Below are 25,434 nucleotides of genomic sequence, written 5' to 3'. Positions count from 1 at the left end.
CGAGGGCTGTCCCGGGTCCTGGACCGAGCTTTCCCGTCAGGTCACTCCCAAGGTGCATGCTCTCTCCTCCCGGCGGCTGATTCCCCGACGACCTGCGCGTTTTTAAGATCATTCTCCGAGGAACGGACCGACGGACCGGTGGAACACGACATGACACTGCTGAATGTGCTTCTGCACGCGGTCCGCGAGGCTCCCGGGCAGGTCGTCGTGCATGTCCGCGGCGACGGCGGCGAGCTGACGGTCAGCCTGCGCGAGCTCCTGGACGACTCCCTCCGTGTGGCGGGGGGCTTCCGGGAGGCGGGTGTGGCGCCAGGGACCCGTGTGCCGTTGCTCGCCGACCGCAGCGAGGACTTCCAGCCGATGTTCTGGGGTGCGGTGGCAGCCGGTCTCGTACCGGTTCCGCTGGCTCCGAACGCCCGTCGGGTGTTGCCGGTCTGGGAGCATCTCGGGCGGCCGCCCGTGGCCGTGGACGCCTCGGCCGCGTCGCTGTCCGGTGAACTCCCCGACGCCGTTCGCACCCTGACCCTCGATGGGCTTCGGGAAGGGCCGGTACTGCGGGAGACCTCCACCGCAGGGCGCGACGACGTCGCGTTCGTGCAGTTCTCCTCGGGAAGCACCGGTGCCCCCAAGGGGGTGGAGGTGACGCATGGCGCGGTGCTGGCCAATCTGGAGCAGATACGGGCCGCCTCGGCGCTGGGCCCCGACGACGTGGTGCTCAGCTGGATGCCGTACTTCCACGACATGGGGCTCATCGGCACCCACCTCGCTCCGCTGGCCGCCCGGGCCCGGCAGGTCAAGATCGGTCCGCTGTCGTTCGCCAAGCGGCCCCGCCTGTGGTTCGAGGTGGCGGCCCGGCAGCGGGCCACGGTGCTGTCCGCGGCCAACTTCGCCCTGGCGCTGGCCGTACGCCGTGTTCCCGAGGAGGTCCTGGCCCGGCTGGACCTTTCGGCCGTGCGGCTGATCCTGGTCGGGGCGGAGCCGATCGCGCCCGCGGTGTGGCGTGCCTTCGCCGACAGGACCCGGCCGTCGGGGCTGGACCCGGCCGCGGCCCAGCCGGTCTACGGCCTGGCCGAGGCGACGCTGGCGGTGACCTTCCCGCCGCCGGGAGAAGTGGCCGAGCCCCTGGTCCTGGACCGGGCGTCGTTGAGCCGAGGAGTGGCGGTGGACGCCGAACCGGGCGACGCGGCAGTCGAGTTGATGGACGTCGGGCTGCCGGTGGCGGGCTGCGCCGTGCGCATCGTCGACGACGCGGGCACCGTCCTCGGGGACCGGCGGACCGGGCACATCATGGTGAGCGGCCCCCAGCTCGCCCGTGGCTACCACGGCCTTCCCGACGTGAGCGCGGAGGTGTTCGCCGGGGGATGGCTCCGCACCGGTGATCTCGGGTTCCTGCGGGACGGCCGGCTGTGCGTCACGGGCCGGCACAAGGACGTACTGTTCCTCAACGGCCGCACCTTCCACGCCACGGACATGGAGGAGGTCGCGGCCGCGACACCCGGGCTGCCTCCCGGCGCCCCGGCGGTGGTCGGATCGACCGACCCGGTCACCGGTGCGGAGCGCGTCGTGGTGTTCGTCCCCTGGGCACGGCCCACGCGTGAGGCCCCGGACGTACTCGAACGCGTCGCGGCCCGGGTGCGCGAGGCCCTGCTCCATGACGATGTGCGGGTGCTGGCCCTGCCGCCGGGGGCGTTCCCCCGTACGACGAGCGGCAAGCTGCGACGTCGGCGGCTGCGGGAGCGTTTCGAGGAGGGCGCGTTCGGGACCGGTGGAGTTTCGTTCGGAGGGCCCCGGCCTGCGCCGGAACCCCACGCGAAGGCGCCCCGCGCCCGCGCGGAGACCGTCGAGGTCGTGCGGGAGGCGTGGGCGCGGGTACTCGGCCGGCCCGCCGATTCGATCGGGGCGCACGAGCCGTTCGGGAGCGTCGGAGGGACGTCGCTCAAGGCCATGGAGGTACTGGTGGCGCTGGAGGACGCCTTCGGTGTGACCTTGCCGCCGGCGGTCATCCGCGACCACGGCACGGTGGCCGCGCTGGCCGGTCACCTTCTGACGGTGGCGCCCGGTCCGGGGCGGTCCGGCGCGGACGCGCCCGGTCCGGGGCCGACCGACGCGGACGTGCCCGGTCCGGCGCCGACCGACGCGGACGCCGCGGAGAGCGCCGCACAGCGGGCCGGAGGATCTGCCGCCGGGCCGGCCCCGGCACTCCCCCTCCCCACCGACGCCGCCGCCACCGCTGCGGCCGTCATCGGGATGGCGTGCCGGTTCCCCGGCGCCGACACCCCCGAGGCCTTCTGGGACCTGCTCGTCGACGGGCACGACGCCATCGCCCCCGTGCCGCGCGGACGATGGGACGACGGCCAGGAGGACCGTCCGGGGCCTCGATCGACGACGTCGGCGGCGGCTCCAGCGGGTCCCGCGGCCCCGACAGCCACCCCGAAGCGATGGGCCGCGCTGCTGGAGGACCCGGCCGGGTTCGACGCCGGCTACTTCGGCATCGGCGAGGACGAGGCACGCGCACTCGACCCGCAGGCCCGGCTCTTCCTGGAACTCGCGCACGAGGCACTCGAACGTGCCGGCTACGCGGGGCCCCGTCGGCGCGGTCGCAGGATCGGTGTGTTCGCGGCGGTCGGGGACAGCGGCTACCGGGAGGTCCTGGAGCGGGCCGCGGCCGACGGCTCTCCGCTGCCCGCCGCGCTCACCGGGAACCTGCCCGCCCTCGTCGCCGCCCGGGTCTCGCAGAGCCTCGACCTCGACGGTCCCGCACTCGCCGTGGACACCGCCTGCTCGTCGGGGCTGGTGGCTCTCCATCTGGCCCGGCGCAGCCTCCTGGACGGCGAGTGCGACCTCGCCGTCGTCGGCGGGGTCAACCTCCACCTGACCTCGACCCCGCACCGGCTGCTGGAAGCAGCGGGGGCCCTCTCCCCCACCGGGCGCAGCCGCGCCTTCAGCGCCGACGCCGACGGCTTCGTGCCGGGCGAGGGAGGCGCGGCCATCGTCCTGACGCGCCTCGACGCCGCCCGCCGCGCGGACGATCAGGTACTCGCCGTGGTCCGGGGCACGGCCGTCAACAACGACGGCCGGTCGATGAGCCTCATGGCGCCCAACCCGCTGCGGCAGCGCGAGGTCATCACCCGGGCGTACGAGGCGGCGGGGGTCGATCCCGCCTCGGTGACCTACGTGGAGGCCCACGGCACCGGCACGGCCGTGGGGGATCCGATCGAGCTGCGCTCGCTGGCCCACGCTTTTCCCGAACGTGCCGACGGCGAAACGCGGTTGGTCGGCTCGGTGAAGACCAACATCGGGCATCTGCTGAACGCCGCCGCGCTTCCCGCGCTGGTGAAGGTCGTCCTGGCCCTGGGCCACCGCAGGCTGCCGCCGTCGCTGCACCATGCCCCGGCCTCGCCGGAACTCGCCCACGCGGCCTTCTCCGTGGTGACCGAGGCCCGGGACTGGACGTCGACCGCCGGGCCCCTCGTCGCGGGGATCAACGCGTTCGGTTTCGGCGGTACCAACGCCCATGCCGTTCTCGAGCAGGCCCCGCCCCCGCCGTCCCCGGCTGCCCCGGGCTCGCCTCCCCCGGGTGTCGCGCGGGACGGCGCGCTCGACGGGCCTCACTTGCTGACCCTTTCGGCGCGCGGTCCGCGCGCGCTGCGGGACGTGGTGACCCGGCTCGCCACACATCTGGAAAGCCGTCCGCGGCTGCGCGAGGGCGATGTCTGCCGCACCGCGAGCACGTCCCGGGACGAGGGGCCCCACCGGCTCGCCCTCGTCGCCGACGGTGATCTGCGGGAGCGGCTCGCCGACATCGCCGCCGCGACAGGAGAATCGGGCGGGCAGGTCGGGAACCTCGTCCGTTCCCGGCCACGTGTGGTCTTCCTGTTCCCCGGGCAGGGCTCACGGTTCCCCGCCCAGGACCGGGCGCTGTACCGGACGGCGCGGGTGTTCCGGGAGACGTTCGACGAGGCGTCCGCTCTCCTCGGGCCCGTGTGCGGGCGGCCCCTCCTGGACTGGGCACTCGATCCGGAGGTGGATACCACCGCCCAGGCCGCGACGGAGAAGGCGCAGCCGCTCCTCGTCGCCTCCGGGGTGGCGCTCGCCCGCCAGTTGCGGGCCTGGGGCGTGGAGCCCGACGCGGTCGCCGGGCACAGCGTCGGGGAGATCACCGCCGCCTGCGTCAGCGGGGTGCTGACCCTCCGGGAGGCGGTGCGGTTCGCGGCCGAACGCGGCCGTCTCATGGGCGCGTTCACCGAGCCCGGGTCCATGATCGCCGTCCGCGGGGGTGAGGAGGCCGTCGCCGCGGCGGTGGCGGAGTCCGACGGGGCGCTCACCGTGGCCGCGTACAACGGTCCTGGGCTCCAGGTCCTCTCCGGGGGCGTCCGCGCGGTGGAGCGCGCCGCCGCCGGCCTCGAAGCCCTGGGCGTCCCCACCCGTCGCCTGCGGGTCTCCCGGGCGTTCCACTCGCCGTTGATGCGGCCGGTGGGGGGCCGGATCGCCGAGGCGGCCCGTGCGTTGACCCCGCACGTCCCGTCCGTCCCCCTCATGAGCACCGTCACCGCCGAGTGGCAGCCGGTTCTGGACCCCGAGTATCTGCGGGAGCACGCCGAGCGTCCCGTGCTGTTCGGGGCGGCCGTGGAACGCCTGGCCCGGGAGGGGTACGACACGTTCCTGGAGATCGGCCACGGCGCGACGCTGTCGGGTGCGGTCCGCGCGGCGACGGAGGTGTACGCGGCCGGCGCGCCGGCGGCAGGCGCGGGAGAGCCCGGAACATCCGGAACCACTGATGCCCCCGGCGCCTCCGGTGGCACGACGACGGTGATGTGCGCCCTGCCGGAACGTTCCGACAGCCGCGGCACGGATACGGGACCGCTCGCCGATGACAGGCGCGGCGGGCGCGGGGCCCTGCTGGGAACCATCGGCCGCCTGTGGTCGCACGGCGTGCCGTTGGACCGTACGGCGCTCGACGCGGAACACCAGGGGATTCCGCTGCCGACCTATCCTTTCCAGCGCCGCCGGTACTGGGCCGATCCGCCCGCGAACCCAATGCTGCACCGGGTCCGGTGGGAGGACGCCGCGCTGCCCGGGCAGGCGGCGGCAGCCGTGCGTTCGGTGCTGCTGACAGGTCCCGACTCCGCGTACGTCGCCGGGCTCGCCACGCAGCTGTCCGCCGAGGGCGTCCGGATACACGAAACGGGTGACGGACCGCCGGATGCCGTGGTCCTGGTGACGGGGCCCGCTCCCGGCCAGGACACCGCGGACGCGCTCGGCCGCGCCCAGGACGCCGCGCTGGCCGCCTTCGGTGAGGCCCTCGCCCGGTTCGACGAGTCAGGCACGGGCCGGCTGCTGGTGCTGACCGAGGACGTCCACGCCACGGGGGCCGCACGGGAAAGACCGCGGCCTGCCCATGCCGTCCTCGGCGGGCTGCTGCTGGCACTGCCGCAGGAGACCCCGGGCGCTTCGGCCACCGCCCTCGACGTCTGCTCGCTGGACACCCCGTCCCAGCGGCTGACCGCCCTGCTGGCCGAACTCGCCGAACTGAAGTCGGCGGGCGGCAGCACCCCGGGCAGGGCAGCCACCGTCGCCTGGCGCGCCGGGCGCAGGCTCACCCGCCGTTTCGCACCGCTGCCGAGCGGCGCCGCCGCACCCGCGGGGGTGACGCGGTCACCGCTGCCGCCCGACGGCATCTACCTCATCACCGGGGGCGGCGGCGGGATCGGTGCCGCGCTCGCCCGGGACCTCGCCGGCCGGGGTCGCCCGACCCTCCTGCTCGCCGGGCGCTCCCCCCGTCCTCCCGTCGGGTTGGCCGAGGAACTCCGCTCGCTGGGCGCCACCGTGCACTACCGCGTGGCCGACGTCTCGGTGGAGCAGGACGTCGACGCGCTCCTCACCGGACTCCCCCACCTCGACGGCCTCTTCCACGCCGCGGGGACCGTGCGACCCGGCACCCTGCGCGACCGGCGCGCGGAGGAGACGGCGGAGGCCCTGGCCGCCAAGACCCGGGGCAGTCTGCTGCTCTCGCGGGCCCTGCGCCGGCACGGGCTCGACCCGGCAGTCCGTGTCGCGTTCTCCTCCGTCAGCGCCGTGCTGCCCGGACTGGCGGGAGCGCTGGGCGACTACGCCGCCGCCAACGCCTTCCTCGACGCGTTCGCCGCGTCGGAACGGCACGCGGGCAGGCCCTGGCAGTCGGTGAACCTCGCGGCGCTCGCCGGTACGGGCATGGCGGCGGCCCTCGGAACCGGGACAGGAGGTGGCTGCGCCACCGTACAGAGCGCCGGGGGCGGGCCCCTCGCCCTCCATCCCGCGCTGGCGGCGCTCCGTGCGGCATGCGGCGTCGACGCGGCGCAGGTGCTGCTCGCCGACCTGACGCCGTCCCCGGGTTCCGCGGTCAGGACGGACCCGGCCGGTTCGGCGGCAGCCACGGGAACAGGCCCCTCCACGGAATCCGTGGAGGACCCGCCCGCCTCGGGCGGGGCTCCCCGCACCGGTGTGCACAGCGGTACGCGGGCGGGAACCGGGCCCCGTACCGATCCCGGTAGCGGCAGCGGTACCGCGACGCTGCTGCGGCGGCTGCTTGCCTCGGCGCTGAATCTGCCTGCCGCCGGGGTCCCTGACGACGAGCCGTTTCTCGCCCTCGGGCTCGACTCGCTCGCCGCAGTCGACCTCGTCAGGCAGCTGGAACGGGAGCTGGGCAGGCCGCTGCCCGCAACGCTCTTCTTCGAATACCGCACGGTCGCCGAACTGGGCGCCCACCTCGACACCACGCCCTCCCCCGAACCGCCGACCGGCTCCTGCCGCTCCTTCTCCCCCTCGCCCACCCCTCCTCCCGTGCCGGACGGGGTCGCTTTCCCGCTCACCCCCGTCCAACTGGCCCTGCACACCAGCAGTCGGCTCCACCCGGACGTCCCGGCTCACGGTTACGTCCGCCAGACCGTCCGCGGGCCCCTGGACACCCGACTCCTGGGCCGGGCACTCGCCACGCTCGCCGACCGGCACACCATGCTCCGGATCCGGATCGAAAACACCGGAAGCACCGGAAGCACCGAAGGCGGCACCGGCGACGGGATCGGCTCGGCGACACCGAGGCAGTACGTCGCGCCGCCCGCCGCGCTGTCCGCCTGGTACGAGGTCCGCGAGCTGACCGGCCGCGTCGAGGAGTTGGAAACGGCGTTGTGCAACCGGCCGTTCGACCTCTCGGCCGAGCCTCCCGTGCGCGCGCTCCTCGCCCGCGAAAGCCCTGAGCTCTCCCATCTGGTTCTGGTGATCCACCACGCGGCCGGTGACGGGTACAGCCTCAACGTCCTCGCCGGAGAACTCTGGTCGCTCTACACCGCCCTCGCCGACGGGCACGCACCGACACTGCCCCCGCTCCGCACCGACTTCGCGCGGTACGCGGCCGCCACCGCCGATGGGCGGTCCTCCACGGACGGCATGGCGGCCCTCACCGCCGACCGCCTGTACTGGTCGGGCCGGCTCGCCTCCCGGGGCGAACCGCTGCGCCTGCCGTACGACGGTGATCCGTGCGCCCTGCCCGCGGCGCCGATGGCCACGCACCAGAGCGCCCTCGACCCGGTGCCGACCGCCGCGTTGGAGCAGCGGGCCGCCGCTCACGGCGTGAGCCTCTTCCAGCTGCTGCTCGCCGTGCACGTGCGCTGTCTGGCCCGGTGGAGCGGGCAGCGGGAGATCGCGGTCAACGTCGCCCGTGCCCGGCGGGACGACCGCATGACGGGCCTGGACCGGCTCGTGGGGCCTCTCGCCGACACCCTGCCCCTGCTGTGCGTGACGGACCCGGACGAGTCGGTGGGGGCCCTGGCCGCGCGACTGGCGGCAATCTGGCTGGAGAGCGAGCGGCACGCGAGCCTCACCGGCCTGGACCTGGCACGGCTGCTGCCGGCGGACCCGTCCGGGGTCGGCCCCCGGGCGGTGAGCCCGGCCGGCTTCAGCTTCTCGCGCTTCCCCGCCGCTCTCGACGGGCGTTGTCCGGTGAGCGTGCGGCCGACGGCGGCCGGCACCGCCACCGCCGCGACCCGCCTGAGCCTGCTGTGCTGGCAGGACGAGGCGGTCCTGCGCTTCTCGTGGAACTTCCCCGCCCGGCTCTTCGACCCGGCGACGGTGGCACGTCTGGACCGGGACTTCCACGACGAGTTGGCCGCGCTCGTCGAGCCTCGGCCCGGCCTCCCGGCGGTCCCGGAGCCCATGCCGGTCCACGGCACCGGCACCGGCACCGGCACGCTCGTGCGTCGGCTGGTCGAGCGGTTCCGGGCCGCTGCCCCGGACGCGGTCGCCGTCGACACCGGTGCCGCCACCCTGACGTACGCCGAACTCGACCGTGCCTCCCACGCCCTCGCGGCCTCTCTCCTGGCCGGCGGCGTCACCCCGGGAAGCCTCGTCGGGCTCCTCACCGAACCCGGCGCCGACACCGTCGTCTCGGTCGTCGCGGCCCTGCGCGCCGGGGCGGGCTGGGTTCCGCTGGACGCCGGCCATCCGACCGCGCGGCTGACGGACCAGCTCACGCGCTCGGGCGTCCGTACGGTGCTCTGCCACGCCGCCACCCGGGCGGTGGGGGAAGCTCTCGGCGACGTCGCCCTGGTGCACGTCGACGCTTCGGCACCGCAGTACCGGCATGCGGCGGTTCCCGGCCCCACCGCGGGCCCGGACCGTGTCGCGGGCCCCCTCGTGTCACCGGACGAACTCCCCGCCCCCGACGGCCCGGTCGACGCCGACGACATCGCCTACGTGATCTTCACTTCCGGATCAACCGGCCGGCCCAAGGCCGTGCCCATCACCCACCGGTCGATGGAGAACTACCTCGACTGGGCGATCACCGCCTTCGGATACGACGAGCACGACCGGCTCGCCCAGACCGCGTCGCCCTGCTTCGACGCGTCCGTCCGCCAGCTCCTCGCCCCGCTGCTCGTCGGCGCCACCGTGGTCACGGTGGCCTGGGACCTGCTGCGCGATCCCGACCGGCTGCTGACCCACGTCGTACGCAGTCGCATCACCGTTTGGAGCTCCGTCCCCACGCTCTGGGAACAGCTCCTCAGCGCTTCCGAGGAACGCGTACGCAACGGCGCGACGCCACCGGACCTGTCCGCGCTCCGGTGGATCCATGTCGGCGGCGAGGCCCTGTCTCCCGCCCACGTCCGCCGCTGGTTCGACCTCTTCGGCGACGGCCAGTACATCGCCAACCTGTACGGCCCGACCGAGGCCACGATCAACACGACCTGCCACATCATCCGGGCCCGGCCCGGCGACCAGGTGCGGCGGCTGCCCATCGGCCGCCCCGTCTCGGGCACGGAGGTGGAGGTCGTCGGCCCCGACGGGGAGCCCGTGCGGCCCGGCGAGGCCGGTGAGCTCCTCATCTCCGGAGTCGGTCTCACCTCGGGCTACCTGGGCGAACCGGCCCTCACCGGGGCCGCGTTCACGGTCCGGCGCGGTCAACGCTGGTACCGCAGTGGCGACCGGGTGCGGGAGACCGAGGACGGTGTCCTGGAATTCCTCGGGCGGCTGGACGACCAGGTGAAGATCCGTGGCAACCGGGTCGAGCCGGGCGAGATCGAAGCGGTGCTCCAGACCCACCCGGACGTCACCCACGCCGTCGTCCTCGCCGAGGACGGACGCCTCACCGCCTTCGTGACACCGGGGCCCGGATCTGCCGCAGCGGATGGCGTGGCGCTCCGGCTCCACCTCGCGGAGTCGCTGCCCGCGTACATGCTTCCGTCCCGGATCACCCGCGTCGGCAGGATGCCTCTCACCAGCACGGGCAAGATCGACCGCCGTGGGCTTACGGCACTCCAGGAAGCGGCCGAACCACCCGGGACGGACCCGGACCCCGGCGCCGGCGCGCGTACGGGCGACGTCCGTACGCCGCCCCGCACGCCCACCGAAGTCCGGCTGGCCGCCATCTGGACCGCTCTGCTCCAGGCCGAGGACGTGTCCCGTGAGGACGACTTCTTCGTCCTGGGCGGCGACTCCCTGCTCGTGCTGGAAGCGTTCGCCGCACTGGAGAAGCAGGGCGGTCCGCTCCCCCGGCCGACCGTCATCTACCGCAACCGCACGCTCGCGGCCCTCGCCACCGCCGTGGACGCCGCGGCGGACACCGCCGTCGCCCCGGGAGGGAACACCGCAGCGGACACCGCCATCGGCCTCACCGTCGATACCGCGCCGGGCGCCGGGATCGACCCTGCCGAGGCCACCGACGGGGCCGTCGGCACCGCGGCGGGCCCGTCGGGCCGGGAACGCCACGCGCCGGGCGACCGCCCGGCGGCGCCCGATCCGGCCGTCGTTCCCCCGCCCTTCCCGCTGACACCCACCCAGCGGGGTTTCCTGCTGGCCGAAGCCCTCGCCCCGGGCGCGACTTCGGCCTGGCTCACACAGTTGCGTCTGCACGGCCGCCTCGACACCGCTCGCTTCCAGAGCGCGGTGGACACGCTCGTCGGACGCCACCCGATGCTCCGCACCGTCTTTCCCGCCGGGGCGCGCCCGGCCGTCCAGCAGGAGCTGCCGCCCTCACTGCGCCTGCCGGTCGACTTCGAGGTCCTCACCGACCCGGATCAGGTGGAGGAGCGGGTCGCCGCCGAACTGGCGCGCCGTTTCGAACCCTGGGCCTGGCCCCTGTTGCGTCTGCGGGTGCTCACCCTCGCTCCCGACGAGCACGTTCTGGTCGCCCACGCCCACCACATCATCGGCGACGGCTACAGCGCCGCGCTCCTGGTACGGGAGCTGACGGCCGTGTACGACGCCCTGTCCGGCGGCGAAGAACCGACGTCGGTCCCGCCGCGCGGCACCTTCCGCGACCACGCCCTCCAGCTCGCGGCGCGCACGGACGCCGCAACACCCCCGGCAACGGCTCCCGGTACCACGGTCGGGAAAGACTGCGTCCCCCCGGCCGCGTCACTCCGGCCGGGCGCCCCGACCGGCGAGGACCGTTGGGAGCGGCTGAGCGCGGCCTACCGGCCGCCCCTGCTCGCGGCCGGTGCGACCTCCACCGGCACGGCTCCGGGCAACGCCGCCGGCCCGCTCTTCCACACCTGCGGGTTCACGGTCGACGCCGGCCGGGTGGAGGCGCTGCGCGGGCTCGCCGCGCGCACCGGGTCCACCCTCCACGCCCCGGTACTCACCGCCTACTACCGGGCCCTCGTGACCGTCGCCGGCCAGGCGGATCTGGTGCTCGGTATGGCGGTGAGCGGCCGGGACCACTCCCTGCCCGACGCACACCGGGTGTTCGGTCCCTTCGCCACGGCTGTTCCCCTACGGCCGGCGGGTCCGGCGTCGGGGCGGTCCGAGGGCGCGGGTTTCGAGGACGATCTGCGGCGCGTCGCCACCGAGGCCGCCGAGGCGCGGGCATACGAGGGGGCCGTGCCGCCGCTGTCCAACGGCCTGCCCATGGCCTCGCAGTTCTTCTTCACCTACCTGGACTTCTCCGCCCTGGGTCCGGAGAGCGGCAGGACACTGACGGTCACCCGGGAGCGCGGTGACAGCGTGTACACGCCGCCGCCGGCCGGTACGGACGTGTTCCTGGCCGCCGGTCCGGACGGCGGGCGGCTGCGGATCACCGTCCGGGCGGCGGCGACGGCGTTCACCCCGGAGGCGCTGGCCGCGTTCACGGACGCGGTGCGCGACGGTCTGGCGCATGCGACGGCCTCGACCGTGCGGGATGCCGGGCGCCTCGCCGCCCCGGGTGGTCCCGACCGGGACGCGCGGATGGATGCCGCGCTCATCGGCTATCTGCCCTCACCTGCCGACCTCGCCCGGCTGGCGGGTCTGCCGGAGGCGGCGCTGCCGCGCGAGCAGCTGCGGACCCTGCTGTTCCCGGACGGGCTGCCACGGCTTCTGGAGACGCTGAGCACGCCGCTGGGCCGTTCGGGCTTCGTGTGCGTCCCGCTGTTCGCGGACGAACTCGCCCCCGGCGACGACCTGCTCGGGCACACCGCACGGGGGGTGGAGCTCGCCTCGTCGCTCGGCGCGCGGGCCGTGTCCCTGGCAGGCATGATCCCCTCGCTCACGGGCTACGGCTTCGACGTGCTGCGGGCCGTCGGCACGACGGGAACCGTCACCTCCGCCGCCGTCGGCCCCGCCGTCACCACCGGTCACGCGGCGACCGTCGTCTCCGTCGTCAGGACCGTGCACGCGGCTCTCGACGCGACGGGGCAGCGGCTGGGCTCTCTCACCGTCGCGTTCGTGGGGCTCGGCTCGATCGGCTCCTCCTCGCTGGAGTTGCTGCTCACCCGGGCCCAGCAGCCGCCCGCCCGGCTGCTGCTCTGTGACGTACCGGGCAGCGGGCCGCGGCTGAAGGAGCTGGCCGAGGACCTCCTGGAACGCCGCCTCGTCGAGAACGTCGAGGTGGTCGAGTCGGATCACGGTCTGCCCGACGCCGTGTACGACGCCCGCCTGATCGTCGCGGCGGTCAGCGGGGGCGGCACACTCCTGGACATCGACCGCCTGGCACCGCGTACGACGGTGGTCGACGACTCGTTCCCGCACTGTTTCGACACGTCCCGTGCCATCGGCCGGATGGAGCGGGCGAAGGACGTTCTGGTCGTGGGCGGCGGGCTGCTCGGCGCCGGCCCCGCGGAACGGCAGGTGGCCGAGGGCCTCCCGGCCGCCGCGGTGGCCGGATACCTCGCGCGGCCGATGGTGCCGGACACCATCGCGTCCTGCCGACTGGAGTCCCTGCTCCACGCCTCGGGTGCCGAGGTGCCGCTCGTCCACGGTCCGGTCGACGCGGCCACCGGACTGGCCTACTGGGAAGCGGCGGAGGCGGCCGGCATCCACGCCGCGCCCCTTCACCTGCTCACCCGCGCCGTCGACCCGGACATGTTCAGGCGACGCCCGTGGAGTTCCTGACTTCTTCCCGTGCCGGATGTCGGACGCGGGGGCGTCGCGGACCGTCGGACACGGGGGCGTCGCGGACCGTCGGACGCGTTGTCAGTGGTCGGGATTAGGTTCGTTCATGTCCCGCCGCGATGGTGCGGACGTCCCCTTTCGTATGCATGGGAGTTGGCGCGTTGTCGGTCTGGGAGAAGTCGAGTACGGCGCGGGTGATGCCGCCCGCGCGCCCACGGAAGCTGGCCAAGGTGCCGTTCGTCGAACTGGCCGACGGGCGGTTGCAGGGAGTCGTCTCCAGCGGGTCGGACATCGGTCGGGTGTACGTGTCGTCCGTGACGGCCCGGAGTTACGCGTTCGCCTGCAGCACCAACAACAACCGGCCCTGCGGCGGCGCACGCGGCGGTTTCTGCAAGCACATCCAGGCGCTCGTCGGCGAGGCGGTGCTGCAGTACGGTGCGGAGCGCGTCGCCCGCTGCCTCGCGGTGGAGACCCCGGACGGGGAGCCCGACGCGCGGTCCCTCACCAACGCCATGACCGCGGCGCGGCCGGTGCAGGGCGACTCCTCGTCCGCCGCCCAGGTGTTCAGCCGGTTCCTGCGGCAGCTGGCCTACCTCGAACTGGAGGCGGTCACCGAGCCGTTGCCCGAGATGCAGTGGTTCCCGCCGACGCGGGCGGTGGCCTGATGCGTGGCGACCTGTTGTCCGATCCGGTCGAGGGGCTAGACGAGGCGCTCGCCGCCGTGGACGCCTTCGACGAGGCGCTGGTGGCCGGTCTGCTGCGGCCGGGCCCCGCCCAGGCCGCGGCGGTCGCCGGGCTCGCCGACGCCGTTGCCGGGACCCCGCTGGCGGCGCGGGTCGCGGAGGCGGCCGACCGGACGACGGCCGGGGCCGCCGGTGAGGATCACTTCGTGGCGCTCGCCGCCGCCCGCTGCGCGCTGCTCGGCTCCGTGCACGACGCCCTGACGCAGCGGATCGACGAGGCCGTCGGCCGGCCCGTCGCCGAGGACGACGGGTCGGCGGGATCCCGACCGGGGTCCGCCGTGGCGTCCCCCGGGACGAACCTCCTCGCGGCGGCCCGTAGTTGGCTGTGCGACCTCGCGCGCGGGGGCTGGCGGGGCATCGACCACGAGCTGGTCGCCGGGGCGGCGCCGGTGGTCTCCGCGATGCTGCCCGATCCGGGCCTGCGTCGTCGGGCGACGCTGCTCGACGGGTTCGCCGCCGAGCTCGCGGCGTCCTGCCCGGGGGCGACCCTGGAGCGCGTGCCGGTGCGCCGCTGGGCCGACCTGTGGTCACGCGCCCTGCTGTTGACGGTGCCCGGCTCCGCCGGGGATCGCGCCGTCACGCCGGTGACCGGTCGCCTGTTGCCGCTCGGCATCGATGTGCAGGAGCACGCGACGGCCGTACAGGCCCAGGTCCACGCCGTGTTCGAGCCGGCGGACGGAGGCGCGCCCCGTCTGGTGCGCGCCGGGGTTTCGGCGCCCAAGCCCGACACGGTCGTCGGGGCGGGCCTGTGGCAGTTGCTGCGTCCCCGGATGTCCCTGCTCGGCGTCGTGAGCGAGGGCCGCTCGATGGAGCTGGACGCCATGCCGGTGACCGCCGAGGGGGATCTGCTCTGGGACGACGAGCGCGCCCGCCCGGGGGAGCCCGCCGATGCCTTCGCCACCGCGCGCGTGATGCTGTCCACCGCGATCGCCGCCCGCGTCGCCCCGCTGGACCGGCATCCTGTCCGGATCGCCGTGCCGGTACTGCTGGAGGGGTACACCGCCCGGAGCGAGGACGACCGGCTCGTGTTCGACCTGGCGGGGCGGCTTCTGGCCGTCGACACCGACCGCGCGCCCGCCGCCGGTCCGCTGACACCCGAGGCGGTCGCGGCCTCCCACTCCTGCGTCGGGCTGCTGCGCTGGGATGCCGGGGAGTTCCTGCTCCAGCCGCTCGCGGTCGAGGCGACCGTGCGGAAGAAGGCCGTCGGCGCTCACGCCGGGGCGTGGGCGGGCGGTACCACCGACAAGGCCGGTGTCCGGGCGGAGAAGGCCGCCACCGACGCCGTCGCCGTGCTGCGCGAGCGCGCCGGAAGGCTGTTGCGGAAATGACCGAGGACCTCACCGGCCAGCCGCCCGGGCCCGCCGCGCCCGGCCCGGCCCCCGCAAAAACCGACCCGGCCCCCGCCGGTCCCGACCCGTACGACAACCGCCGTCAGGTGCTGTACTGGCGGCTCCTGGCCCGCCTCTTCGACGGGGAGGAGCAGCCCGCGCTAGAGTCGGCGAGCCTGGAGGTGGTCGAGGACATCGGGCTGCCGTCCGCGCTGCTGGATCCCGGAACGTCGCTCGACTCGGTCGTACAGCGCCATCCGGAGCTGGCCGCCGAGTTCGACGGTCTGATGACACCGGACGACGATGCGGCCGGCGACCGCGACCGGGCGGCGGAGGTACGGCGCGCCGCACTGGTCTCGAAGGTGCTGCTCAATGTCTTCGCGACCGGTTCGAGCACGGTGACCGCCGAGCAGCTGGCGCGCTGGCAGTCCGACGCGGGCTGGCTGGAGCGTGCGCTGGGCGGCCCGCCCGGCGGACTGCGCGGCGGGCGGGCGGCGGGCGCGGGCCTGGACGCCGGCGGCCTCGGGCCCGAGCTGGCGGCGATCGAGGCGGATCTCGTGGGGCGTATGCGGCTGCGGGAGGTGCTGGCCGACCCGGGGCTCGCCGCGCGGCTGACGCCCAGCATGTCGCTGATCGAGCAGCTGCTGCGGGACAAGGGCAATCTGTCGGGGTTGGCGCTCGCCAACGCCAAGTCGTTGATCCGCCGTTACGTCGACGAGGTGGCCGAGGTACTGCGTACGCAGGTGGAGAAGGCCACCGTCGGCGAGCTGGACCGTTCGGTGCCGCCCAAGCGCGTCTTCCGCAATCTCGACCTGGACCGCACGATCTGGAAGAACCTCACCAACTGGAGCCCGGAGGAGGAGCGGCTCTACGTCGATCGCCTCTACTACCGGCACACCGTCCGCAGGACGACGCCGCAGCGGCTGATCGTCGTGGTGGACCAGTCCGGCTCCATGGTCGACTCGATGGTGAACTGCACCGTCCTCGCCTCCATCTTCGCCGGGCTGCCGAAGGTGGACGTCCATCTCATCGCCTACGACACCCGCTCGATCGACCTCACGCCGTGGGTGCACGACCCGTTCGATGTCCTGCTGCGCACGAATCTCGGCGGTGGCAACGACGGCCCCGTCGCGATGGCGATGGCCCGCCCGAAGATCGCCGAGCCGAAGAACACCGTCATGGTGTGGATCTCGGACTTCTACGAGTTCGACCGCTCCCAGCCGCTCTTCGAAGGCATCGAGGCCGTCCACCGTTCCGGGGTGAAGTTCCTTCCCGTCGGCTCGGTGACCAGCTCCGGACGGCAGGAGGTCAATCCCTGGTTCCGGGAGCGGTTCAAGGCCCTGGGCACGCCCGTGGTCTCCGGGCACGTGAACAAGCTCGTGCACGAACTGAAGACGTTCTTGACCTGAAAACCCGCGGGGCGGGGCAGCCCTCCCGCCCGCCGCGCGCCGTCCCTCCTCACCCCTTTCTCCGTCCGCACCTTCCCGCCTGTTCAGAAAGGCCTTCTGATGTCCGACGTGTTGCGCGCCCCCGCCGAGACCAAGTACGCGGAGGAGCTCGACTGGCTGGAGTCGATCGACGACAGCCCCAAGCCGTTCTCCTGGCGGCTGTCCCCGAAGATGGTCCGGCTGTTCATCCTGGGGTCCGAGCGCGCCGACGGCCTGGACCGGGAGATCTCACAGAAGTGGTTCGGCGACCGGAGCTTCGTCGAGCGCTCGATCGTCACTCTGGCCTCGGACCGCGGTCTGCTGCTGATAGGTGACCCCGGCACCGGCAAGAGCTGGCTGGCGGAGCTGCTGTCCGCCGCGATCTCCCGCAACTCCACGTTGGTGGTGCAGGGTACGGCCGGCACGACCGAGGACCACATCAAGTACGCGTGGAACGTGTCCATGGTCATCGCCAAGGGGCAGTCGCGTGAGTCGATGATCCCGTCTCCGATCATGACCGCGATGGAGACGGGCGCCATCGGCCGCTTCGAGGAACTGACCCGTTCCACCAGCGACGTGCAGGACGCGCTGATCTCGATTCTCTCGGAGAAGTACATCTCCGTTCCCGAGCTGGGGACCGACGGCACGGACGCGGGTGACAACATCGTCTTCGCCAAGCCGGGCTTCTCGATCATCGCGACCGCCAACAGCCGCGACCGGGGCGTCAACGACCTGTCGTCCGCGTTGAAGCGGCGCTTCAACTTCGTGCGCATCCCGGTCGTGACGAACAGGAAGAGCGAGGCGGAGATCGTCCGCTTCCGCACCGAGGAACTGCTGCGCCGCCACGCGATCGACCTGGACGTGCCGCCGACGCTCCTCGACATCCTTCTCCAGAGCTTCGCCGATCTGCGGGCCTCGGCCGCCGCCGCGGGCAGCGACGACGAGAAGCTGGAGTCCGCGCTGTCGACGGCGGAGCAGATCGGCGTGCTGGAGGACGCCGTCCTGCACAGCAACTTCTTCGGCGAGAGCACGCTGACCGCCCGGACCCTCGCCTCCTCGCTGGTCGGCTCGCTGGCCCGGCGGAACCCGGAGGACCTGGCCATCTTCAACAAATACCTGCACGGTGTCGTCGAGCCGCGCGGCAAGGAGGAGGGCGGCTCGTGGCCGGAGTTCCTGGACGGCGGCCGTGACACGATCGCCACGCTGTCATGAGCGGGTCCCCCACGAGTCGCCCCGGGGACACGTCGTTCGCGGCGCTGCGCGGGCAGCTGCACGAGGCCGCCACCGCCTTCGCCGACGGGCCCGACGCACTGGAGGGCATCCTCCTCGGCATGGTCGACGACGTCGACCGGGCGGTGCGCGAGCCGCTGGAGATCTTCCCGGTCTGCCACCACTCGCCCGCCTCCGCCCTCGCCATGGCCCGCCGGCTGCGCGAGAAACAGCCCAAGGTCGTCTATCTGGAGCTGTGCGAGGACATGGCGCCGCTCCTCGACGAGCTGCGCAACTGCCGCCTGCCGGTGGCGGTCCAGGCGTTCGCGAGCGACATCGACGGGTTCCCCGCCGAGTGGGCCCCGCTGTCGGTCGTCGCCCCGATCACCGAGGCCTCCGCCGAGTACCAGGCCATCGCGTACGCCCTCGACACCCCGGGCGTCGAGCTGGTCCTCGTCGACCGGTCCTCCGACCACGTCTTCCAGTGGGACAGCCGGCACGGCGAGCGCGCCCCCGAAGGGGTGCCCGGTCCCGTGGACGGGTCTCCGGAGCCCGAAGCGGCGCTGCACGGTGAGGCGGTCGGCGTGGAGATCGGGAACCTGCGGCCCCGCTTCGCGGAGCTGGAGGAGCATCTGCTGCGCCACGGCAAGGTGCGGCACTGGTCGGAGTGGTGGCACCAGTACGTCGAGATCCCGCTCGGCGACAGCGACCACGCCGCCTACCGCCAGGTCATGTTCCTCGTCGGCAGCCTGTTCCGGCGGCTCGCCCCCGGCGACGGGGAACGCCTCCGGGTGGACGAGGACCGCGAGCGGTACATGTGGACCCGGATGCGCGAGCACCTGGCGTCGAGCGGGGTGGACCCGGAGGACTGCCTGTACGTGTGCGGCGCCTTCCACGCCGCCAGCCGGGTCGAGGAGTTCGGGGTGGCGGGCGGCGGATCGTTCCTGATCTCCCCGCGCTCCGCCACCTCCTGGCAGCACGGGCTGATCCCGTCCAGCCATGCGGCGATCGAGGCGCAGTTCGGGCTGGCCCCCGGGTCGGTGTCGATCGCCGCGACCCAGTGGGCGAAGAACCTCAAGCGCACCCGGGTGCAGCCGTACCGGCTGGCCGGTCAGGACGGAGCGAAGAAGCCTCGTACGCCGAGGAAGGCCGCCCCGGCCGCCCCCGCTCCCCCGCCGGAAGCAGCCGCGGACCGGCTCTCCGGGTTTCTTCGTCGGCCGCCCGTCCTCGACACCCTGGACGAGGCCGAGCTGCTCGGCTGGTCGGTGGACATCGTGCGCGCGGCGCGGCGCGCCGGCTATCCGGCGTCCACCGCCGACGCCATCGCGGTGTTCGAGACGTCGATCCTGCTCGCCGGGATGCGGGACCGGGCCAAGCCCACTCCGTACGACTTCCAGGACGCGGCGATCACCTGCGTCGAGAAGGACTCGGTGCCGGGCCGACGGGACGTGCGCCGGCTCGTCGAGATCATGATGGGCGGCGACCGGATCGGGCGGGTCGGCTACGACGCGCTGCCGCCGCTGGCCCGCGATGTGCACGACCGGCTCGCGCCGCTGGAGCTGAAGCTCCAGCAGCGTGGCGTGCAGCGCGCCCTGTTGGACATGGGCTCCCGCCCGGAGCTCGGGGCCTGCTCCGACGTGCTGTGGATGCTCCGCCGTCTGCTGCCGCACGGCGCGGCCCGGCCGATCATGGGTGAGCGGAAGCTCGGCGAGCGTTCGATCCAGGAGTCGTGGGACCTGGCGCTGGGCACCCATCAACGGGCGCTGATCGAGCTCGGCTACGAGGGCGTGAGCATCGAGCAGGTCCTGGAGCAGCGGCTGCGTCGCGACGCGTACGGGCCGAGGGCGACGACGGCGGTCGTCCTCGCCGCCGTCGAGGACGCGACCCTGTATCTCGGCGGCCGCCGTCTCGCCGACGAGCTGGGCACCCGCGCCCTGGAGGTCCTCGGCGCCGAACGCACCGTGGACGGGGCCCCGGAGGTGCTGCGCCGGGTGCGGGGGCTGCTCGCCTACTACCGGACCGGCGAGCCGGTCCTGCCGCCGTGGGTGGAGTCGTTCGTCAGAACCGGCTACGCGCACTACTGCACCTTGCTGCCGACGGCGTTCACCGACGAGGACGCCACCGCGGGGCAGGTGGCGGCGATGCTGGGCTTCCTGTTCAGCATGGAGGGCCTGGCGCTGTCCCTGGGCTGCGACCGGGCCCAGCTGGAGCTGGCCGTCGCCCAGTCGCGTCCCACGGACCCGGAGCGGACGGCGCTCCTGTGGGCGGCGCAGGTGCAGCTCGGCGCCCTGTCCCGGACCGAGCTGCGGGAGCGCTGCGGCGAGCTGCTGGCGAACCCGATGGTGGTGCCCGCCTACCCGCGCTATCTCAGCGGCTTCGTGCACGCGCTGGTGCCGGTGCCGGGGCTCGCGGGCGTGGTGGTGGAGGCCGTGTCGAACGCGTTCGGGCGGCTGCCGGACCAGGTGCTGCTGCCGTGGCTGCCGACCTTGATCACCACGCTGCGCGCCGGAGCGGCGGACCTGGCTCCCCTGTTGATCCGTGAGGCGGGGCGGATCTTCCCGGCCCGCCTCACGGCGCTGGACGCATGGGTGCCGCCGTGGCGCGAGGCCCCGGAAGCCGGTGCACCCGCCGCCGACCGTGCGAAGGCGGCCGGCGGCGGGACCCGTGGCGCGGCGGCGCTGCTCTTCACCCACCCGGGAACGCTCGACGCGGTCGCGGAGCTGCTCGGCTGCGACGGCACGTGGGCCGCGCCCGGCGCGGGTCCGGCGGAGCCGGGCGGCGCGGCGCTGACCGCCCGTCATCCGGACACCGCGGCCGCGTGGGAGTCGCTGCTCGCGGGCGCGTGAGGGCGGTGCGCGACGCCGGAGAGGCCGACCTCGCCCCGGCGCCGCGCCCGCTCCGTCTCCCGGAACCCCGGCCGCTCCATCGACCGGGCGCGCATGGCGGCCCGCACACCCGTCTGCTTGATATTGCTTGAAACGCTTGCCTAATATGCAGCTTCGAGCATTGACCGCCGGGAACAGGGAGCACAGATGACGCACGTGGCTCAGGAGCTGGCCAGTCAGCCCGACTGCTGGCAGGTGGCCGCCGGCATGGCGGACGGGCTCGCCCACCGGCTTCCGGCGGCCGGCGAGCGCATCGCCGTGGTCGGCTGCGGCACGTCGTACTTCATGGCCCAGGCCTACGCTGCCCTTCGGGAGGGCAGCGGCCAGGGCGAGACCGACGCCTTCGCCGCTTCGGAGTTCCCGGCCGGCCGGCCGTACGACCGGGTCGTGGCACTGAGCCGCTCCGGCACCACGACCGAGGTGCTCGGACTCCTCGGGAAGATCGGTGACACGATTCGCCGCACGGTGGTCATCGGTGATCCCGACACCCCGATGGCGGCGATGGCCGACGACACGATCGTGCTCGAGTTCGCCGACGAGAAGTCCGTCGTCCAGACCCGCTTCGCCACCTCGGCGCTGACCCTGCTCCGCGCCCATCTGGGCCTGCACACCGACGCGGTCGTCGAGGACGCCCAGGTCGCGCTCGCCGAGCCGCTGCCCACCGGTCTTGTGGAGTGCAGCCAGTTCACCTTCCTCGGGCAGGGGTGGAGCGTGGGGCTCGCCAACGAGGCCGCGCTGAAGATGCGCGAGGCGGCGCTCGCCTGGACCGAGGCGTACCCGGCGATGGAGTACCGGCACGGCCCGATCAGCATCTCCAGCCGCTCCACCGCGACCTGGATGCTCGGCGAGGCCCCGTCCGGGCTGATGGACGAGGTGCACGCGACCGGCGCCCGGTGGGTGGCGGGCGGCCTCGACCCACTGGCGGAGCTGGTCCGGGTGCAGCGTCTGGCCCTGGCCATCGCTAACGCCCGCGGTCTCGACCCGGACCGGCCGCGCCACCTCACCCGCTCGGTCATCCTCAGCAGCACGGCCTGACGGCTCCGGCCGCACCTTCCCGCCCGACGGTCCCTCACCCCGGAGTCGCCATGCCCATCGCCGCCACCGGCGATCTGATCGCCGAGGCCGCCGCACAGCACCGTGCGGTCGCCGCGTTCAACATCATCACCCTGGAACACGCGGAAGCCGTCGCCGAGGGCGCGGAGGCGGCCGGATCGCCGGTGATCCTGCAGATCAGCGAGAACGCGGTCGCCTACCACCGCGGCCGGCCGCGGCCGCTCGCGCGCGCCGCGGCGGAGGTGGCCGACCAGGCCGCCGTACCCGTCTCCCTGCACCTCGATCATGTGCAGTCGACCGAGCTGCTGCACCGGGCGACGGACTGCGGTTTCAGTTCGGCGATGTTCGACGCCGCCCGGCTGCCGTACACGGAGAACCTGGCGGCGACCCGCGCCGCCGTCATGTGGGCGCACGAGCGGGGTCTGTGGCTGGAGGCCGAGCTGGGGCAGGTCGGCGGGAAGAACGGGGAGCCGGCGCTCGACGCCCATGCGCCCGGGGCCCGTACGGATCCCGACGAGGCGCGGTCGTTCGTCTCGGCCACCGGGGTCGACGCGCTGGCCGTGGCGGTAGGCACCTCGCACGCCATGACCTCGCGGGACGCCGTCATCGACCACGGCCTGCTGGACAGGCTGCGCGAGGCCGTGCCGGTCCCCCTGGTGCTGCACGGTTCGTCCGGGGCCTCCGACGAGGAACTGGCCCGCGCCGTGACGGGCGGGATCCGCAAGGTCAACATCGGTACCGCGCTCAACATCGCGATGACCGGAGCGATAAGGGAGCGACTGGCCCGCGACGACCGGGGCGTGGACCCGCGCCGCTATCTGGCGGACGGCCGGGACGCGATGGCCCGCACCGTGGCCCGGATGATCGCGGTGCTGCCTTCGGGGCGGGCGCACGCCGCGTGACGCTACGCCGGGGACGCCCCGACAGGGCCTCCCCGGCGTGCTGGACCGCTGTACGGGCAGAGGTGCGAGTCAGGCCTGCTGGTGCAGGGTCCGGGGGTCCACCGCGTGGGCGAACGGCAGACCGCGCGCGTAACGTTCGAGCTCGTCGACGGCGGCGTCCGCGAGCCGGTGGAGTTCGCCGCCCTGGGACCCGGCGATGTGCGGGGTGAGAAGGACGTTCGGCAGGTCGTAGAGGGGCGAGTCGGCGGGCAGGACTTCCGGCTCCGTGTGGTCGAGCACGGCGTTCAGGCGTCCGGCGACCAGTTCCGTCACAAGCGCCTCGGTGTCCACCAGGGAGCCGCGTGCGGTGTTGACGAGGGTTGCCCCGTCCCGCATGAGGGCGAGGCGGCCGGCGTCGAACAGGTGCCGGGTCGACGGGAGTTCGGGGGCGTGGATGCTGACGACGTCGCTCTGTGCCGCCAGGGCGTCGAGGGTGGCGCGCTCCACTCCCAGGGCCCGGGCGCCGCCCTCGTCCAGGTACGGATCGTGGACCAGGACGCGCAGATCGTAGGGGCGCAGCAGTTCGACGACGCGGCGCCCGATTCGGGAGGCACCGACGATGCCCACGGTGCGGCGGTAGTTGCCGACGGCGGGGAACCGCCTCAGGAGGTTCACCCGGGATCGGGCCTCGCGGTAGACGCGGGCGCTCTCCAGGATCCGCTTGTTGGCGAAGAGGACCGCCGCGACCGTGTATTCGGCGACCGGGAAGGCGTTGGCCGTCGCGGCGGTGCTGACGGCGATGCCCCGGTCCCAGACGTCCTGGGTGATGTGGTGCTTGACGGAGCCGGCGGCGTGGACGACCGCGCGCAGCCGGGGCATGGTGCTCAGGGCAGCCGGGCCGAGCGGCGGGCAGCCCCAGCCGGTGAACAGGACCTCGGCCTCGTGGAGCCCGGTGCGCTGGGCGGGGTCGTCGGCGCCGAAGTCGGTGACGAGGAGGCCGGGGACGAGGTCGGCGACGCGGGTGAGCCGGTCCAGGACCTCCGGGGCCAGGATCGCCGCGCGGGTCTCGCCGCTCATCGCCAGGACGGTGCGGGGGCGGGTCGGCCGGGGGGCGGCGGGGTGGCTCACTTGACGGCTCCTGCGGTGAGGCCCGAGCGCCAGAAGCGCTGGAGGCAGAGGAAGGCGACGATCAGGGGGACGACGGCGACGAGCGAGCCGATGATGACCAGCGGGTAGAGCTCCGGCTGCTGGTAGACGTTCTGGTTCCACATGTAGAGACCCAGGTTGACCGGGTAGAGCCGGTCGTCGTTGAGCATCATGAGCGCGCCGTAGAAGTTGTTCCAGCTCGCGGTGAAGGAGAACAGGAAGATGGTCACGAGGCCGGGTGCCAGCATCGGCAGGGCGACTCCGGTGAAGGTCCGCACCTCTCCCGCCCCGTCCATCCGGGCCGCTTCCAGGACCTCGCCCGGTACGTACCCCTCGGAGAAGACGCGGGCCAGGTAGACGCCGAACGGGTTCACCAGGCCGGGGATCAGGACGGCCCAGTAGGTGTTGACGACGCCCAGTTCGGAGGCCATCAGGTAGAGCGGGAGCTGGACCACGGTCGAGGGGGTGAGGACGCCGACGAGGACGACCCCGAACCACCTCTCCCGGCCGCGGAAGGCGTACTTGTCGAAGGCGTAGCCGCAGGCCACCGAGATGAGGGTGGAGAGTCCGGAGGCGACGACGGTGTACAGGAGGCTGTTGAGCAGCCAGCGGACGAAGACCCCGTCGTTGTAGTCGAGGAGGGCGTCCAGATTGGCCAGGAACCGGAAGTCGCCGAGGCTGAACGGGTTGGTGGCGAACAGGTCACGGTAGCTCTTGGTGGAGGCGATGAGGAGCCAGGTCAGCGGCATCAGGGTGTAGACGGCGACGACGGCGAGGACGCCGTTGACCATGACGCGGGAGGTGATCCCCCGGCCGCGGCGGTCCGGCGGCGGGGCGGAGCGGCGTACGGCGGCTCGGGGCGCCGTGGGAGCGGACGGTGCGTCGGGGGTGACTGTCCGGGTGCTCATGAGGCCTTCCACCGGTTGCCCAGTTTGGTGACGACGAAGGAGAGGAGGCCGGCGACGAGGGCGAGCAGGAGGGAGCTCGCGGCGGCCAGGCCGTAGTCGTGGCCCTTGAAGGCCGCGGTGTGGATGAACATGGTCGGCGACCAGTCCTCGCCCATGGTGTTGGCGCGCAGCTGTACGAGCTTGGGGGCGTCGAAGAGCTGGATGGCGCCGACGCACGTGAACAGCAGGGTCAGGACGACGGTGGGCCGGATCATGGGGATCTTGACCTGGAGGGCGGTGCGCAGGGCTCCGGCTCCGTCGACGGTCGCCGCTTCCAGGACCTCGCGGGGAACGGCCTGGAGGCCGGCGTAGAAGATGATCATGTTGTAGCCGGTCCACTGCCAGGCGGAGATGTTGACGACCGAGAAGATCGCCTCGTTCTGGCCGAAGAAGTTCCACTGGGCGCCGAGCGCGTCGAGGGCGTCGGTGATCGGGCTGAGCCCCGGGGTGTAGAGGTAGAGCCAGATCAGCGAGGCGATCAGGCCGGGTACCGCGTGCGGCAGGAAGTAGGCGATCTGGAAGAAGCGCCGGGCCCGTGCCATGGTCGAGTCGACGAGCAGGGCCAGGATGAGCGCTCCGCCGACCATCGCGGGGATGTAGAGCGCGCAGTAGAGCGCGATGTGCCCGAACGAGCGGAGGAACGCCTCGTTGCCCAGGGCTTCGGTGAAGTTGCCCAGGCCGGCGAAGACCCGCTCGGTGCCGCCGAATCCCAGGCCGGAGGACTCTTCGCGGTAGAGGCTCATCCAGACCGCGTAGAGCATCGGCAGGACCGTGACGGCGGTGAACAGTGCGAAGAACGGGATCGTGAACAGGGCGACCGCCCGGCGCTGTCCGCGCCGGGTGCAGGGAACGCCCGGCTTTCCCGGTCCGGTGGAAACGGCCGGGCCGGCGGGTACCGCGGGCCGCATGGGCGGCGGCGCGGTCTGGGGCGCCGGGGTCTTGGCCGGCCGGGCGAGTGGGGCTGACACCTGATGCTCC

The 25,434-nt window shown here is 73.5% G+C and carries 11 protein-coding genes; 8 read left to right on the top strand and 3 right to left on the bottom strand.

The window, feature by feature from the left end; all coding sequences use genetic code 11:
- Positions 1-138: 138 nt before the first annotated feature.
- The 8 genes from ACH4RG_RS21925 to ACH4RG_RS21890 all read left to right on the top strand — a co-directional run bounded on the left by ACH4RG_RS21925 (position 139) and on the right by ACH4RG_RS21890 (position 22,384).
- The gene (locus tag ACH4RG_RS21925) at positions 139-12,837 is read left to right on the top strand and encodes an amino acid adenylation domain-containing protein (protein ID WP_398540003.1); all 12,699 of its coding nucleotides are present in this window, start codon (positions 139-141) and stop codon (positions 12,835-12,837) included.
- 146 nt (positions 12,838-12,983) lie between these two features.
- Complete coding sequence (locus tag ACH4RG_RS21920) at positions 12,984-13,502, top strand: hypothetical protein (RefSeq protein WP_397918033.1); 519 nt, start codon at positions 12,984-12,986, stop codon at positions 13,500-13,502.
- Complete coding sequence (locus ACH4RG_RS21915) at positions 13,502-14,908, top strand: hypothetical protein (protein WP_397927397.1); 1,407 nt, start codon at positions 13,502-13,504, stop codon at positions 14,906-14,908. Before ACH4RG_RS21920 ends, ACH4RG_RS21915 begins: the two co-directional genes overlap by 1 nt.
- Complete coding sequence (locus tag ACH4RG_RS21910) at positions 14,905-16,317, top strand: VWA domain-containing protein (RefSeq protein ID WP_398540002.1); 1,413 nt, start codon at positions 14,905-14,907, stop codon at positions 16,315-16,317. Before ACH4RG_RS21915 ends, ACH4RG_RS21910 begins: the two co-directional genes overlap by 4 nt.
- Before the next feature lie 99 nt (positions 16,318-16,416).
- A complete protein-coding gene (locus ACH4RG_RS21905) occupies positions 16,417-17,547 on the top strand; it encodes an AAA family ATPase (protein ID WP_397918030.1) in 1,131 nt (376 codons plus the stop codon).
- Complete coding sequence (locus tag ACH4RG_RS21900; protein ID WP_398540001.1) at positions 17,544-20,390, top strand: hypothetical protein; 2,847 nt, start codon at positions 17,544-17,546, stop codon at positions 20,388-20,390. Before ACH4RG_RS21905 ends, ACH4RG_RS21900 begins: the two co-directional genes overlap by 4 nt.
- A gap of 186 nt (positions 20,391-20,576) precedes the next feature.
- The gene (locus ACH4RG_RS21895; protein WP_397918028.1) at positions 20,577-21,464 is read left to right on the top strand and encodes an SIS domain-containing protein; all 888 of its coding nucleotides are present in this window, start codon (positions 20,577-20,579) and stop codon (positions 21,462-21,464) included.
- A 50-nt stretch (positions 21,465-21,514) separates the two neighbouring features.
- On the top strand, positions 21,515-22,384 hold the full coding sequence (locus ACH4RG_RS21890) for a class II fructose-bisphosphate aldolase (RefSeq protein ID WP_397918027.1): 870 nt from the start codon (positions 21,515-21,517) through the stop codon (positions 22,382-22,384).
- 69 nt (positions 22,385-22,453) lie between these two features.
- Here ACH4RG_RS21890 and ACH4RG_RS21885 read toward each other — a convergent pair whose 3' ends face one another.
- From ACH4RG_RS21885 to ACH4RG_RS21875, 3 genes are read right to left on the bottom strand one after another with little or no spacing between them, the layout of a single operon-like run.
- Entirely contained in the window at positions 22,454-23,491 is a 1,038-nt protein-coding gene (locus tag ACH4RG_RS21885; RefSeq protein ID WP_398540000.1) for a hydroxyacid dehydrogenase, read from the bottom strand.
- The gene (locus tag ACH4RG_RS21880; RefSeq protein ID WP_398539999.1) at positions 23,488-24,417 is read right to left on the bottom strand and encodes a carbohydrate ABC transporter permease; all 930 of its coding nucleotides are present in this window, start codon (positions 24,415-24,417) and stop codon (positions 23,488-23,490) included. The genes ACH4RG_RS21885 and ACH4RG_RS21880 overlap by 4 nt, the downstream gene beginning before the upstream one ends.
- Complete coding sequence (locus tag ACH4RG_RS21875; RefSeq protein ID WP_397918024.1) at positions 24,414-25,424, bottom strand: carbohydrate ABC transporter permease; 1,011 nt, start codon at positions 25,422-25,424, stop codon at positions 24,414-24,416. The genes ACH4RG_RS21880 and ACH4RG_RS21875 overlap by 4 nt, the downstream gene beginning before the upstream one ends.
- Positions 25,425-25,434 lie beyond the last annotated feature (10 nt).

This window comes from Streptomyces sp. NPDC021019, assembly GCF_044333295.1.
Lineage (GTDB): Bacteria > Actinomycetota > Actinomycetes > Streptomycetales > Streptomycetaceae > Streptomyces.
This window is presented reverse-complemented; position numbering and strand designations above follow the sequence as displayed.

Excerpts from the sequence above, each read along its gene's own strand:
- ACH4RG_RS21920 (WP_397918033.1), top strand. The coding sequence starts at position 12,984 with ATGGGAGTTGGCGCGTTGTCGGTCTGGGAGAAGTCGAGTACGGCGCGG.
- ACH4RG_RS21915 (WP_397927397.1), top strand. The coding sequence starts at position 13,502 with ATGCGTGGCGACCTGTTGTCCGATCCGGTCGAGGGGCTAGACGAGGCG.
- ACH4RG_RS21910 (WP_398540002.1), top strand. The coding sequence starts at position 14,905 with ATGACCGAGGACCTCACCGGCCAGCCGCCCGGGCCCGCCGCGCCCGGC.
- ACH4RG_RS21905 (WP_397918030.1), top strand. The coding sequence starts at position 16,417 with ATGTCCGACGTGTTGCGCGCCCCCGCCGAGACCAAGTACGCGGAGGAG.
- ACH4RG_RS21900 (WP_398540001.1), top strand. The coding sequence starts at position 17,544 with ATGAGCGGGTCCCCCACGAGTCGCCCCGGGGACACGTCGTTCGCGGCG.
- ACH4RG_RS21895 (WP_397918028.1), top strand. The coding sequence starts at position 20,577 with ATGACGCACGTGGCTCAGGAGCTGGCCAGTCAGCCCGACTGCTGGCAG.
- ACH4RG_RS21890 (WP_397918027.1), top strand. The coding sequence starts at position 21,515 with ATGCCCATCGCCGCCACCGGCGATCTGATCGCCGAGGCCGCCGCACAG.
- ACH4RG_RS21880 (WP_398539999.1), bottom strand. The coding sequence starts at position 24,417 with ATGAGCACCCGGACAGTCACCCCCGACGCACCGTCCGCTCCCACGGCG.